Consider the following 13,315-nt stretch of genomic DNA (forward strand, 5'->3'; position numbering starts at 1 on the left):
ACGACGTCGGGTCTGTGACGCGCAGGAGCCCGCGAACCGCAGTCGCGAGTCATAGCCCGCGCACGGGGGACCGTTCACCTGCGGCCTTATAGGCTGGCGGCATGCCTCGCATCGCCGTCGTGCCCGGTTCGTTCGACCCCGTCACCCTGGGTCACCTCGATGTGATCGCGCGCGCCGCGAAGATCTTCGACGAGGTGCACGTGGTGGTGACGCACAACCCCGACAAGCACGCGTTCCTGCCGGTGGTCGAGCGCGAGGCGCTCATCGAGCGGGCGATCGACGAGGCGCGCATCGAGGGCCAGATCAGCATCGCCAACTGGTCGATGGGCCTGCTCGTCGACTACTGCCAGCAGGTGGGCGCAGAGGTGCTGGTCAAGGGCATCCGCACGTCGACCGACCTCTCGTACGAGACGCCGATGTCGATCGTGAACCGCAACCTCGCGGGCGTCGAGACCATCTTCATGCTGCCGAACCCCGAGAACGCGCACGTCTCCTCGAGCCTGGTGCGCCAGGTGAGCGAGCTGGGCGGCGACATCAGCCCCTACGTGCCGCGCGCCGTCGCCACCTTCCTGCAGCAGCGATGAGCGATCACGGGGGCGGCCCCGGTCCCGAGCTCGGCGACGACCGCGGACCGAGCGCCGACCTCGAGGTCCGCGCCGTTCGCGGCATCGGCGAGATCCGCCCCGGTGACGACCTGCCGCAGCTGGTGGCCGACGCGATCGCCCCGCTCGCGCCGCGCGACGGCGACATCGTCGTCGTCACCAGCAAGGTCGTGTCGAAGGCCGAGGGACGCATCCGCCCCGCCGCCGAGCGCGAGCAGGCGATCACCGACGAGTCGGTGCGCCTGGTGGCCTCCCGTGCCTTCCCGGGCGGCATCACGCGCATCGTCGAGCACCGCACGGGCCTCGTGCTGGCCGCGGCGGGCGTCGACGCGTCGAACACCGACGACGGCACGATCCTGCTGCTGCCGGTCGACTCGGATGCGTCGGCTCGCGCGATCGCCGAGCGGCTGCGGTCCCGATACGGGGTTGCGGTGGGCGTCGTGGTCAGCGACACGCTCGGCCGCGCCTGGCGGGTCGGCCAGACCGACGTGGCGATCGGGGCCGCCGGCATCCGGGTGCTCGAGCCGCTCACCGGCCAGCTCGACGCGAGCGGACGGCCGCTGACCGTGACCGCGCCGGCCATCGCCGACGAGATCGCCGGGGCCGCCGACCTGGTCGCCGGCAAGGCCGACGGGGTGCCGGTGGTGCTCGTGCGCGGCCTCGGGCGTCACGTCACGGGGCTCGACGAGCCGGGCGCGGCGCGCCTGGTGCGGCCCTCCGGCGACGACATGTTCCGGCTCGGCAGCGACGAGGCCTACCGGCAGGGGCGCGAGGCGGGCAGGATCGACGCACTGGCCGAGGCAGGGGCACGCGAATGACGACAGAGCAGCAGGCGATCGTCGAGCAGGGCAGCGTGCCCTCCCCGCACGGCCCCGTCACGGTGGGCGAGCGCATCGAGCACGCGGTGCAGAGCGTCATCTCGGGCAAGGCCGCAGAGATCCGCACGGTGCTCACGGTGCTGCTGGCCGAGGGCCACGTGCTGCTCGAGGACGTGCCTGGCGTCGGCAAGACGCAGCTCGCGCGCGCCTTCGCGGCGGCGGTCGGCGGCACGGTGCGACGCATCCAGTGCACGCCAGACCTGCTGCCCAGCGACATCACCGGCATGTCGGTGCTCGACCAGGCGACGGGCGAGCTGCGGTTCCAGCCCGGGCCGGTGTTCGCGAACATCGTGATCGCCGACGAGATCAACCGCGCGAGCCCGAAGACGCAGGCGGCGCTGCTCGAGTGCATGGCCGAGGGGCAGGTGACCGTCGACGGCGTCACCCACAGGCTGCCGACGCCGTTCCTCGTCGTGGCGACGCAGAACCCGATCGACATGGAGGGCACCTACGCGCTGCCCGAGGCGCAGCGCGACCGCTTCATGGTGCGGCTCGAGCTCGGCTACCCCGACGAGGGCGCCGAGCTGGCGATGGTGCAGGCGCGCGAGACCGCGCAGCCGCTCGACGCCGTGCGCCCGGTGCTGACGCAGCAGGAGTTCCAGGCGCAGATCGACGCGGCGTTCGCGGTGCGGGCGCACGAGCTCGTCGAGCGCTACGCGGTGCGGCTGGCGCGGGCGACCCGCGAGCACGCCGAGGTGCGGCTGGGGGCCAGCCCGCGCGCGACGCTGCAGCTGGTGCGCGCCGCGAAGGCTCGCGCGCACCTGCTCGGGCGCGACTGGCTCTCGCCCGACGACGTGAAGGCGCTCGCGCAGCACGTGCTGCCGCACCACCTGGTCATGCACGACCCCCACGCGCGGCACGACGAGGCGCGCGCCGTGGTGGCGCAGGCGCTCGCCGGCACCGTCGCTCCTGTCATGCGGTGATGGACGCCGAGCGGTCGGGCCGCGGGGGAGGGCTGCAAGGCCCCACCGGTACCGACGCCCGGGACGGGCGTCGGCGCTGGGGTCGCGGCGGAGGCCCGAAAGGGCCTCCGCTTCATAGCTCCACCGCGCGATCCAGATGGCGCCTCACCCCGCGCGGCATCGGCCTGCTGCTCGCCGGCCTCGGGCTGGCGCTCGCCGCCTACTGGGATCAGCAGGTGGTGCTGCTGGTGCCGGCCGCGCTGTGCCTCGGCGTGCTGCTGCTGGGCGGCTGGTGGGCGATCGGCGCCGTCGAGCGCGTGCGGCTGGGCGTGCCGGGCGTGATCGCCGAGGGCCAGCGCGCCGACCTGCGCATCGTCGCCGACCGGCGCCAGGCAGGCGCCCGCTGGTCGACGTGGGCGCCCGGCCCCGAGCGGTTCCTGCTGCTCGGGGGCGAGCTCGACGGCATGGGCGCCGCGCACGTGCCGCTCGGCTCGCATCCGCGCGGGCGCTGGCGGCTCGCGCCGGTCGAGGTGATCGCGCTCGACCCCTTCCGTGTGGTGCGCACGACGCGCACCATCGACCCGCGCTCGAGCCTCGTGGTGGGGCCCGAGGTGCTGCCGGTGCCGGAGTCGTCGCTGCGCTCCAACCGCGAGGAGGGCAGGCTCGCGCAGTCCCGCACCGCCGACAACGTCGATGCGATGGTGCGCGAGTGGCGGCCGGGCGACCCGCAGCGCCGCGTGCACTGGCGGCAGAGCGCGAAGCGCGGCCAGCTGATGGTGCGGCAGGAGGCGAACCCGGCGAGCGACGACGACATCGTGGTGGTCGACACCGCCGGTGCCGCGGGTCTCGACCGGGACGCCGAGGATCGGCTGGCGCGCGCCGCGTGCTCGATCGTGCGCGCGCTCGCCGGCCGCGACCACCCCGTGCAGGTGCGGGAGACGGGCGAGCAGAGCATCCCGATGGCCGACTGGCGCGACCCGCAGTCGGCGCTCGCCGCCGTCGCGTCGCTGGCGTGCTCGGAGCGTGCCGGTGACCGAGGCCCGGGAGGGGCCTCGGCGCTGGGGTCGCGGCAGGGGTCCGACAGGGCCGCTGCCCTCAGCTCCTCCGCGCACGTGGTGGCCCTCGAGGAGGCCGCGCCCGAGCAGTGGACGCTCGCGCCGGGCAGCACGCTCTGGCTGGTCGCGCGGCGCGACGCCCCCACGCGCCGCGTCGCGCCCGGCGCGCGGGTGCGCGTGCAGCGCTGGATCGACCGCGTCGGCCCGGTCAGGGAGCTGCGATGAGCGGCACCGCAGGCAGCGACGTGACCGAGTCGCCCGCCTTCGTCGGCGGTTCCGCACCCGACGATGGCCGCGCTGCGGACGGCGGGCGGCCAGAGGCCGGCCGGCGCGAGTCCCGGACGCCCGACGGGGGCAGCGGCCTGATCTCCGCGCTGCCGGCCGGCCCCGTCGAGACCATCGCGCTCGCGGTGCTGCCGATCGCCTGGCTCTTCTCCACCGCCACCGTGCTCGAGCAGGACTGGCTGTGGCCGGTCGTCGGCGCGGTGCTGTCGATGGCGGTCGTCGCGGCGCTGGTGCGATCGGTCTGGCCGGCGTTCGCCGCGACCGGCATCAGCGCGCTGGTCGGCATCGGCTGGATCACGGTCGTGACCGCGGCCGACGAGGCGCTGCTGGGGGTCGTCCCGACGCCGGAGTCGGTCGGGCAGACGCTGCCGGTGCTCGGCGAGGGCATCCAGTCGATCGCCTTCGCGCTGCGCACCCCCATCCCGGCGGAGGGCCCGGTGCTCGCCGCCATCGTCGCCTCGGCCGTCGCGATCGTGCTCCTCGTCGACCTGCTCGGCCACGCCATGCGCGCCCCGGCGCTCGCGGTGCTGTTCTCGGCCTGGCCGCTGCTGCTGCCGATCGCGTTCCGCGCCGACATCCCCTGGTGGCACGCGCTGCCCGGCGTGGCGGCGACCGCGCTCGTGCTGGCCGCGCCGGCCATCGACGAGCGCGTCGCGCAGCGGCGCGACTGGCTCGGCCCGGTGGCGCTCGTCGGCGTCGCCGCGCTCATCGCGGCCGCCGTGCCGCTCGTCGCGCCGAGCCCGCGCGAGGTCGACCTCGACCTGCCCACCATCGAGGAGCTGCTGCGCACGCCCACGCCCGTGCTGCGCACCGACATCGACCTCGGCGACGAGCTGCGGCGGCCCGAGGAGCGGCAGGTCTTCACCTACTCCACCAGCGACGGCCAGCCGATCGTCACGCGGCTCATGACGCTGCCGCAGGCGGGGGAGTCGGGCTTCGAGAAGCGGCCCGCCCTCGCCGCGAACCCGGGCGTGCTCGTCGAGGGCGCCGACCTCGGTGCACCCATGCAGCTGACGGTGCGGATGAGTCCGGTGCGCGCCGAGGGACTGCCGACGCCCGAGCGCGCGTCCGGGATCACGGCGCCGGCTGGCACGCACTGGGACGACGCGAACGACGCGCTGCGCATCGAGGGCGACACCGTCACCGACGGACTCGAGTACACCGCCGCCGGCACGCGCTCGCCCGAGCTCGCGACCCTTCCGCCGTCGGGCTCGTCGGGCCACGACGACCTGCGGGCGCTGCCCGAGGCCGCCGCCGGGATCGCGGCGCAGGGCGCAGCCCTCGTGACCGACGGGATGGACGCGAGCGAGCGCATCCGCGCCGTGCACGCCTTCATGACCTCCGGCGTCTGGAACTACTCGGAGTCGCTCGACCTGCCCGGCTTCGGCGGCTCGGGCGGCGACGGCTGGTCGGCGCTCGAGGGGTTCCTCGAGACGCGCAGCGGCTACTGCGTGCACTACGCGAGCGCCACCGCAGCGCTGCTGCGCGGCGCGGGCGTGCCGACGCGCGTGGCGGTCGGGTTCCTCGGCGGCGACCCGATCTCGGGCGGCTGGTCGGTGACCACCAACCACATGCACGCGTGGGCCGAGGCGTGGGTCGACGTCGCCGGCTGGGTGCGGGTCGAGACGACGCCGGGCGCCGGCACCGGCGCCGCGAGCCCCGCGGGCGACCAGCAGACGCCCGAGCCGACCCCGACGCCCACGCCGACCGCCACGCCGTCGGCGACGCCGAGCCCGTCGCCGTCGGCGTCGACCGCGGCGCCCTCAGCGGCGCCGGCGCCGACCGCGCCGGGCACGCCTGGAGAGGGCGGCTTCGCGATCGACATGGCTGCGCTGCGCGCCTGGCTGCTCGCGCTCGCCGTGCTGCTGGTGCTCGCGCTGCCGTGGATCGTGCGGCAGGTGCAGCGGGCGGTGCGGATGCAGCAGGGGGCGCCGGGCGCGTGGCAGGAGCTGCGCGCGACGCTCGCCGACGCGGGCGTGCGACTGCCGGCATCCGCGACGCCGGGCGACGTGCAGGCGGCGATCGTGGCGCGGGTCGCGGCCGGGGGAGGTGCCACGGGCCTCGGTGCTGCTGTCGGCGGGTCGACGGGCGCTGGTTCGACGGGCGCAGGCTCGACGGGCGCCGGGTCGACGGGCGCAGGCTCGACGGGCGCCGGGTCGACGGGCGCCGCCGCGCCGACCGCGTGCAGCGCGCCGAGCGCAGCCGCCACGGGTGCGAGCGCAGTGACCGCCTCCCCCGGCTGCGGCTCGCCGCGCGCCAGCAGCCAGTCGCCGAGGTCGCGCGGCAGCAGCGGCCGCACGACGACGGCGCCGCCGTCGGTCGCCACGTCGACGATCGGCAGCAGGTGCGGGTGGTCGGCGGCCAGGACCGCCTCCGCCTCGCGCGCGAGCGTGGCCTCGTGCCCGGCGAGGCTCCGGTGCACCTCGATGCCCGCGACCGCCTCGCCGGCCGCACCCGACGCATCCGCCGCCACCCAGACCTCGCGCTCTGCCGTGCGCCGCAGCCTGCGCACCAGCCGGAATCCCGCGATCGTCGCGCCCTCGTCGTCCATGCGCGCGACCATGCCACGCACCGGCCGCGGCGGTCGCGTCAGCCCGGCACGACTGTGGAGAGCGGAGGGCCCCCGCCCCGGTATCCTGGTCGACATGGCACGCGACACCGAGAAGGAGCCCGGCAGGCTCAAGACGATGTGGTCGATCTTCGAGATGACCCGCAAGAACGACAAGCTGGCGCTGCCGCTCATGCTGCTGGCCTTCTTCGGGCCGATCATCGTGGTCACGGTGCTCGCGATCGTCTTCCAGCAGGACGTGCTGTTCCTGATCCTGTGGATCATCTCGGGCGTGCTCATCGGCCTGATGCTGATGATGATGACGCTCACCTGGCGCGCCGAGAAGATCGCCTTCGGGCAGATCGAGGGCCGCCCCGGCGCCGTCGGCGCCGTGCTGAAGAACGGCCTGCGCGGCAACTGGACCTCGAGCGAGATGCCGGTCGCCGTCAACCCGAAGACGCAGGATGCCGTCTACCGCGCCGTCGGCAAGCCCGGCATCGTGCTCATCGCCGAGGGCCCCCGCGAGCGCGTTGCGCGCATCCTGGGCGACGAGAAGCGCAAGGTGAAGCGCATCGTGCCCAACGTGCCGGTGCACGTCATCGAGGTGGGCCCCGACTCCGACCTCGAGCTGCGCAAGCTGACGAAGTCGATGCGCCGCCTGAAGAAGACGCTCACGCGCGCCGAGGTCATGGCCGTCGCGAACCGCCTCACGTCGCTCGGCCAGATGAACCTGCCGATCCCGAAGGGCATCGACCCCAACCGCGTGCGGCCCGGCCGCCCCCGCTGACGTAACACTGCCGAAACATCGGCGTCACCGGAGGGCAACGCCACCTGCGTAGCGTCGAGGCAAGGCATTCGCCCACCCCCAACACGCAAGTCAGGAGCAGCATGTTCAAGGATTCCTCCGAGGTCCTCTCGTACATCAAGGACGAGGAGGTGCGCTTCCTCGACATCCGGTTCACCGACCTGCCGGGCGTGCAGCAGCACTTCAACATCCCCGCCTCGACCGTCGACGAGGAGTTCTTCACCGTCGGCCAGCTCTTCGACGGCTCCTCGATCCGCGGCTTCGCGAACATCCACGAGTCCGACATGCAGCTCATCCCCGATGTCACGACGGCGTACATCGACCCGTTCCGCGACCACAAGACGCTCGTGATGATCTTCGACATCTACAACCCGCGCACGGGCGAGATCTACCACCGCGACCCGCGCCAGGTGGCGCACAAGGCCGAGCAGTACCTCGCGTCGACCGGCATCGCCGACACGGCGTTCTTCGCGCCCGAGGCCGAGTTCTACATCTTCGACGACGTGCGCTACTCGGTGACGCAGAACCAGTCGTTCTACTCGGTCGACTCCGAGGAGGGCGCCTGGAACACCGGCCGCGTCGAGGAGGGCGGCAACCTCGCGAACAAGACCCCCTTCAAGGGCGGCTACTTCCCCGTCTCCCCCGTCGACAAGCAGGCCGACCTGCGCGACGACATCTGCATGAAGCTCGAGGGCATCGGCCTCCAGCTCGAGCGCAGCCACCACGAGGTGGGCACGGGTGGCCAGGCCGAGATCAACTACCGCTTCAACACGATGGTCAAGGCGGCCGACGAGATCCTCGCCTTCAAGTACATCGTGAAGAACACCGCCGAGGAGTGGGGCAAGACGGCGACGTTCATGCCGAAGCCGCTGTTCGGCGACAACGGCTCGGGCATGCACACGCACCAGTCGCTGTGGCTCGAGGGCAAGCCGCTGTTCTTCGACGAGAACGGCTACGGCAACCTCTCCGACCTGGCCCGCTGGTACATCGGCGGCCTGCTGAAGCACGCGCCCGCGGTCATCGCGTTCACGAACCCGTCCATCAACTCGTTCCGCCGCCTGGTGAAGGGCTTCGAGGCGCCGGTCAACCTGGTCTACTCGGCCGGCAACCGCTCGGCAGCGATCCGCATCCCGATCACGGGCTCGAACCCCAAGGCCAAGCGCATCGAGTTCCGTGCCCCCGACGCGGCCTCGAACCCGTACCTCGCCTTCGCGGCGCAGATGATGGCCGGCCTCGACGGCATCAAGAACCGCATCGAGCCGCACGAGCCCGTCGACAAGGACCTCTACGAGCTGCCGCCCGAGGAGGCCAAGGACATCCCCCAGGTGCCCGGCACGCTCGAGGAGGCGCTGCTCGCGCTCGAGGCAGACCACGAGTTCCTGCTCGAGGGCAACGTGTTCACCAAGGACCTCATCGACACCTGGATCGCCTACAAGCGCGAGCACGAGATCCTGCCGATGGCGCAGCGCCCGCACCCGTACGAGTTCGAGCTCTACTACGGCGTCTGACGCACTGCCGACCTCGGCGCACTGACGGGGGCCGGATTCCTTGGGGGGATCCGGCCCCTCTGCCGTGCCCGGGCGCCCGCGCTTCCCGAGTGCTCTGCGCGGATGGGTTCAGACGGAGACCGCTTCGCCGCAGATCGGGCAGACCTCCAGGTCGCGCCGCTGCCAGCGGGCGAGCGGGATGAAGAAGAGCGAGAACTGCTGGTGCTGCCGGATGCGCGCCCACACCGTCGTGTTGCCGCAGCGCGGGCAGGTGCGGGTCTGGCCGGGGCCCTCGTCGCGCTGCTTGGTGCCGAGGCCGAAGATGAAGAGCATCCGGTCACGGTACGCCGCGAGGCTGACGATCGGCCCCCGCGCAGGGAGGCCGGCGGATGCGCGGCGTCGCTCGCGCGCGCCGGTCACTCCTCGTAGAACACGCGGTCGAAGACGCGGCGCGACCGTCGCGTGACGGCGAGGTAGCGCTCCTCGAGCGCGAGCGCGGAGTGCGCGGGCATGCCCATGAGCCGCGCGACCGCCTCGAGCTCGTCGCGGTCGACGGGCAGCAGGTCGATCGAGCGGGCGCGGGCGAGCGCGAGCGCGTTGCGGATGCGGGTGGCGAGGATCCACGCCTCGCGCAGCACCTCCGCGTCGCGGTCGCCGAGCAGGTCGGCGCGCGACGCCGCCGCCAGCGCCTCGAGCGTCGACGGCGTGCGCAGCGACGGCTCGCGGCCGGCGTGCCGCAGCTGCAGCAGCTGCACGAGCCACTCGACGTCGCTCAGCGCCCCGTCGCCGAGCTTCAGGTGCCGCCGCCGGTCGGCGTTCTTCGGCAGCCGCTCCGACTCGACGCGCGCCTTGATGCGCCGCACCTCTCGCACCGACGAGGCCGGGAAGTCCTGCGGGTACCGGCGCTCGTCGATGATCGCCAGCAGCTCGCCGGCCAGCGCCGCGTCGCCCGCGAACGACCGGGCGCGCAGCAGCGCCTGCGCCTCCCACGGCTCCGACCACCGCTCGTAGTAGGCACGGTAGCTCTCCAGGGTGCGCACGAGCGCCCCCTGGCGTCCCTCGGGCCGCAGCCCCGCATCCATCTCGAACGGCAGGGCGGGGTCGGCGAGGGTCTCCTGCATCTGGCGGATGACGGCGGTGCCGGCCGCGATCGGGTCGTCGCCGCCGCGCGCGACGTGCATGACGTCGATGTCGCTGCCGAAGCCGATCTCGCGGCCGCCGGTGCGGCCCATGGTGATGGTCGCGAGCTCGAGCCCGTCGGGCCGGTGCAGCGCGATCGCGGCGTCGACCAGCGCCGAGGCGATCGCGGTCAGCGCCGCGCCCACGACCGACTCGTCGGCTCGCTGCAGCGCGCTCGCCATCGCCACGCGCAGGTGCTCGCGGCGGCGCAGCGTGCGCAGCGAGTGGCGCACCGCGTCGACGTCGCCGGCGTGCCGGGCGAGGATCGCGGTCGCCTCGTCGTGCAGCGCCTCCTCCGTTCGCGGGCGCAGCTGCTCGTCGCCGTCGAGCCAGGACGCCGACTCCGGGATGCGCTCCATGAGCGTGCCGATCAGCCGCGACGACGACAGCAGCATCGTGAGCCGGCGGGCGGCGACGGGCGAGTCGCGCAGCATGCGCAGGAACCAGGGGCTCTCCCCCAGCGCATCGCTGAGGCGCCGGAAGGCCAGCAGCCCCATGTCGGGGTCGGCGCCCTCGGCGAACCAGCCCAGCAGCACCGGCAGCAGCAGCCGCTGGATCTGCGCGCGGCGCGTGACGCCGCCGGTGAGCTCGGCGATGTGGCCGAGCGCGCCCTTCGCGTCGGCGTAGCCCGAGGCCTGGAGCCGCTTCACGGCGTGCTCGGGGGTCAGCTGCATCTCGTCGTGGCCGAGCGAGGCGACGGCGCCCAGCAGCGGCCGGTAGAACAGCCGCTCGTGCAGGGTGCGCACCGAGCGCTTGACCGCCTGCCAGCGCTCGGTGAGCGCGTCGGCGTCGGGCAGCCCGGCGGTGCGGGCGAGGCGCCGCAGCTCTTCGGGCTCGACGGGCATGAGGTGGGTGCGCCGCATGCGCCAGAACTGGATGCGGTGCTCCAGCACCCGCAGGAACCGGTAGTGGGCGCTGAACTCGTCGCGCTCGGCACGGCCGATGATGCTGCGCGCGGCGAGCGCGTCGAGGGCCTCGAGGGTGCCGCGCTGCCGGAGCGACTCGTCGTCGGCGCCGTGCACGAGCTGCAGCAGCTGCACCGTGAACTCGATGTCGCGCAGGCCGCCGGCGCCGAGCTTGAGCTGCCGCGGGGCCTCCTCTGCGGGGATGTGCTCGGTGACGCGCTCGCGCATCTTCTGCACCGACTCGACGAAGCCCTCGCGGCCCGACGACTCCCATACCTTCGCCCGCACGGCATCCTCGTACGCGGCGCCGAGGGCCGCATCGCCGGCGATGGCCCTGGCCTTCAGCAGCGCCTGGAACTCCCACGACTTCGCCCAGCGGTCGTAGTAGGCGACGTGGGAGGCGAGGGTGCGGGTGAGCGCGCCGTCCTTGCCCTCGGGGCGCAGGTTCGCATCCACCTCCCACAGCGGCGGCGCAGCCTGGAACGCCGCGCACGCCGCGGTCGTCTCGCGGGCGAGCAGCGTGGCGATCTGGGTCGTCCGCTGGTCGTCGAGGTCGTCGCCGTCGTGCACCCAGATGACGTCGACGTCGCTGAGGTAGTTGAGCTCGCGGGCACCGGTCTTGCCCATGCCGATCACCGACAGCCGCACGCGGTCGGCGTCGACGCCGAAGCGCTCGCGCGCCGCCGCGCGGGCGATCGCGAGGCCCGCCTCGAGCGCCGCGGCGGCCAGGTCGGCCAGCGCCGCAGAGACCCGGTCGACCTCGGCGGCGGCATCCACGAGGCTCAGATCCCAGGCGACCAGCTCGGTCAGGTGCCGCCGGTAGCGGCCGCGCATCGCGGTCACAGCCCGCTCGCGCGGCAGGCCCGCCGCCAGCACGCCGCGCGGGCCCGGCTCGGCGGCGACGGCCTCGAGCAGGCTCGCGCCGTACGCCTCCGCGGTCAGCGGCTCGCCGGGGCGCGCCGCGACGTCGAGATCCTCCGGATGCCGTTCGAGGTGCTCGCCGATGCCGAGCGATCCGCCCAGCACCCGCACGAGCGAGGTGCGCGCATCCTCGTCGGTGAGCACGTCGGCGAGGTCGATGCCGGCGCGCACCAGTCGCACCAGCGTCTGCAGCGCCGTGTCGGGATCGGCGGCGCTCGAGACGGTCGCGAGCAGCACGTGCTGCTCGATGCCGTGCAGCGCATCCGGCAGCTCGACCAGGCACGCCTCGGCCCGGCTGGGCTCGCGGAAGCCCAGCTGGGCCAGCCGCGTGCGAGGCGACGGGATGCGCATCGGCTAGAGCGAGAGCAGGTTCGACTCGAGCTCGACCTGGGTGACCTGCGCGCGGTACTGCTTCCAGTCCTCGCGCTTGTTGCGCAGGAAGTACTCGAAGACCTGCTCGCCGAGGGTCTCGGCGACGAGCTCCGACTCCTCCATCTCGTTCAGCGCGCGGTCGAGGCTGGCGGGCAGCGACTTGTAGCCGAGGGCCCTGCGCTCCTTGTTCGAGAGCGACCAGATGTCCTCGGTCGCCTCCTCGGGCAGCTCGTAGCCCTCCTCGATGCCCTTCAGGCCCGCAGCCAGCAGCACCGAGAACGCCAGGTAGGGGTTCGCGGCCGAGTCGAGGCCGCGGTACTCGACCCGCGCCGACTGCGCCTTGTTCGGCTTCGACAGCGGCACGCGCACGAGCGCGGAGCGGTTGTTGTGGCCCCAGCTGACGTAGCTGGGCGCCTCATCGCCCGACCACATGCGCTTGTAGGAGTTCACGAACTGGTTGGTGACGGCGGTGAACTCGGGCGCGTGGTGCAGCAGCCCGGCCATGAACTGGCGGCCGACCTTCGACAGGCGGTACTGCCCGGCGGGGTCGTGGAACGCGTTGCGCTCGCCCTCGAACAGCGACATGTGCGTGTGCATGCCGCTGCCCGGCTGACCGGCGAAGGGCTTCGGCATGAAGGTGGCGTAGACGCCCTCCTGGATGGCGACCTCCTTCACCACCGTGCGGAAGGTCATGATGTTGTCGGCGGTCGAGAGCGCGTCTGCGTAGCGCAGGTCGATCTCGTTCTGGCCGGGACCGGCCTCGTGGTGCGAGAACTCGACCGAGATGCCGATGTCCTCGAGCATGCGCACGCTCGCGCGGCGGAAGTCGTGCGCGGTGCCGCCGGGCACGTTGTCGAAGTAGCCGGCGCGGTCGACGGGCTCGGGGTTGCGCACATCGGCCGACTTCAGCAGGTAGAACTCGCACTCCGGGTGCGTGTAGAAGCTGAAGCCGCGATCGGCGGCCTTCGCGAGCGTGCGCTTCAGCACGTGCCGGGGGTCGGCGGCCGCGGGCTGGCCGTCGGGGGTCGAGATGTCGCAGAACATGCGGGCGGTCGGGTCGATCTCACCGCGCCAGGGCAGGATCTGGAACGTCGACGGGTCGGCCTGCGCGATGACGTCGGCCTCCGACGAGCGCGACAGCCCCTCGATCGACGAGCCGTCGATGCCGAGGCCCTCGGTGAAGGCGCCCTCGACCTCGGCGGGCGCGATGGCCACCGACTTCAGCGTGCCCAGCACATCCGTGAACCACAGGCGCACGAACTTGACGCCGCGCTCCTCGATCGTGCGAAGCACGAAGTCCCGCTGCTTGTCCATCAAGGTCCCTTCGTCGGTCTCCCCAGGCTACTGGGCGTGGACCGGCGTGCGGTTAGGCTCGG

General features: G+C 73.3%; 9 protein-coding genes. 6 read left to right on the top strand and 3 right to left on the bottom strand.

The annotated features are described in order from the left end of the window. Positions 1-101 precede the first annotated feature (101 nt). From coaD to glnA (Q9250_RS07995), 6 genes are all read left to right on the top strand, one after another. Entirely contained in the window at positions 102-584 is a 483-nt protein-coding gene (gene coaD, locus Q9250_RS07970) for a pantetheine-phosphate adenylyltransferase (RefSeq protein ID WP_306231335.1), read from the top strand. Then, on the top strand, positions 581-1,420 hold the full coding sequence (locus Q9250_RS07975) for a coenzyme F420-0:L-glutamate ligase (protein ID WP_306231336.1): 840 nt from the start codon (positions 581-583) through the stop codon (positions 1,418-1,420). The genes coaD and Q9250_RS07975 overlap by 4 nt, the downstream gene beginning before the upstream one ends. Continuing rightward, positions 1,417-2,403 (top strand): AAA family ATPase, encoded by a 987-nt coding sequence (locus tag Q9250_RS07980; protein ID WP_306231337.1) that lies wholly within the window; start codon positions 1,417-1,419, stop codon positions 2,401-2,403. The genes Q9250_RS07975 and Q9250_RS07980 overlap by 4 nt, the downstream gene beginning before the upstream one ends. Continuing rightward, on the top strand, positions 2,403-3,662 hold the full coding sequence (locus Q9250_RS07985) for a DUF58 domain-containing protein (RefSeq protein ID WP_306231338.1): 1,260 nt from the start codon (positions 2,403-2,405) through the stop codon (positions 3,660-3,662). The genes Q9250_RS07980 and Q9250_RS07985 overlap by 1 nt, the downstream gene beginning before the upstream one ends. After that, on the top strand, positions 3,659-7,057 hold the full coding sequence (locus tag Q9250_RS07990) for a DUF4191 family protein (protein ID WP_306231339.1): 3,399 nt from the start codon (positions 3,659-3,661) through the stop codon (positions 7,055-7,057). Before Q9250_RS07985 ends, Q9250_RS07990 begins: the two co-directional genes overlap by 4 nt. Positions 7,058-7,158: 101 nt before the next feature. Beyond that, positions 7,159-8,583, top strand: a complete 1,425-nt coding sequence (glnA, locus tag Q9250_RS07995) for a type I glutamate--ammonia ligase (RefSeq protein ID WP_306231340.1) — start codon at positions 7,159-7,161, stop codon at positions 8,581-8,583. 108 nt (positions 8,584-8,691) lie between these two features. Here glnA (Q9250_RS07995) and Q9250_RS08000 read toward each other — a convergent pair whose 3' ends face one another. From Q9250_RS08000 to glnA (Q9250_RS08010), 3 genes are all read right to left on the bottom strand, one after another. Further along, entirely contained in the window at positions 8,692-8,895 is a 204-nt protein-coding gene (locus Q9250_RS08000) for a zinc-ribbon domain-containing protein (protein ID WP_306231341.1), read from the bottom strand. A gap of 83 nt (positions 8,896-8,978) precedes the next feature. Further along, on the bottom strand, positions 8,979-11,918 hold the full coding sequence (locus tag Q9250_RS08005; protein ID WP_306231342.1) for a bifunctional [glutamine synthetase] adenylyltransferase/[glutamine synthetase]-adenylyl-L-tyrosine phosphorylase: 2,940 nt from the start codon (positions 11,916-11,918) through the stop codon (positions 8,979-8,981). A 3-nt stretch (positions 11,919-11,921) separates the two neighbouring features. Further along, positions 11,922-13,253 (bottom strand): type I glutamate--ammonia ligase, encoded by a 1,332-nt coding sequence (gene glnA, locus Q9250_RS08010; RefSeq protein ID WP_306231343.1) that lies wholly within the window; start codon positions 13,251-13,253, stop codon positions 11,922-11,924. Between the last annotated feature and the right edge of the window lie 62 nt (positions 13,254-13,315).

It is taken from the genome of Agrococcus beijingensis (genome assembly GCF_030758955.1).
In the GTDB taxonomy this organism is placed as follows: Bacteria; Actinomycetota; Actinomycetes; order Actinomycetales; family Microbacteriaceae; genus Agrococcus; species Agrococcus beijingensis.

Coding starts and splice junctions, on each gene's coding strand:
- Q9250_RS08005 (WP_306231342.1), bottom strand. CDS start 11,918: ATGCGCATCCCGTCGCCTCGCACGCGGCTGGCCCAGCTGGGCTTCCGC.
- Q9250_RS08000 (WP_306231341.1), bottom strand. CDS start 8,895: ATGCTCTTCATCTTCGGCCTCGGCACCAAGCAGCGCGACGAGGGCCCC.
- Q9250_RS07985 (WP_306231338.1), top strand. CDS start 2,403: ATGGACGCCGAGCGGTCGGGCCGCGGGGGAGGGCTGCAAGGCCCCACC.
- glnA (WP_306231340.1), top strand. CDS start 7,159: ATGTTCAAGGATTCCTCCGAGGTCCTCTCGTACATCAAGGACGAGGAG.
- coaD (WP_306231335.1), top strand. CDS start 102: ATGCCTCGCATCGCCGTCGTGCCCGGTTCGTTCGACCCCGTCACCCTG.
- Q9250_RS07980 (WP_306231337.1), top strand. CDS start 1,417: ATGACGACAGAGCAGCAGGCGATCGTCGAGCAGGGCAGCGTGCCCTCC.
- Q9250_RS07990 (WP_306231339.1), top strand. CDS start 3,659: ATGAGCGGCACCGCAGGCAGCGACGTGACCGAGTCGCCCGCCTTCGTC.
- Q9250_RS07975 (WP_306231336.1), top strand. CDS start 581: ATGAGCGATCACGGGGGCGGCCCCGGTCCCGAGCTCGGCGACGACCGC.
- glnA (WP_306231343.1), bottom strand. CDS start 13,253: ATGGACAAGCAGCGGGACTTCGTGCTTCGCACGATCGAGGAGCGCGGC.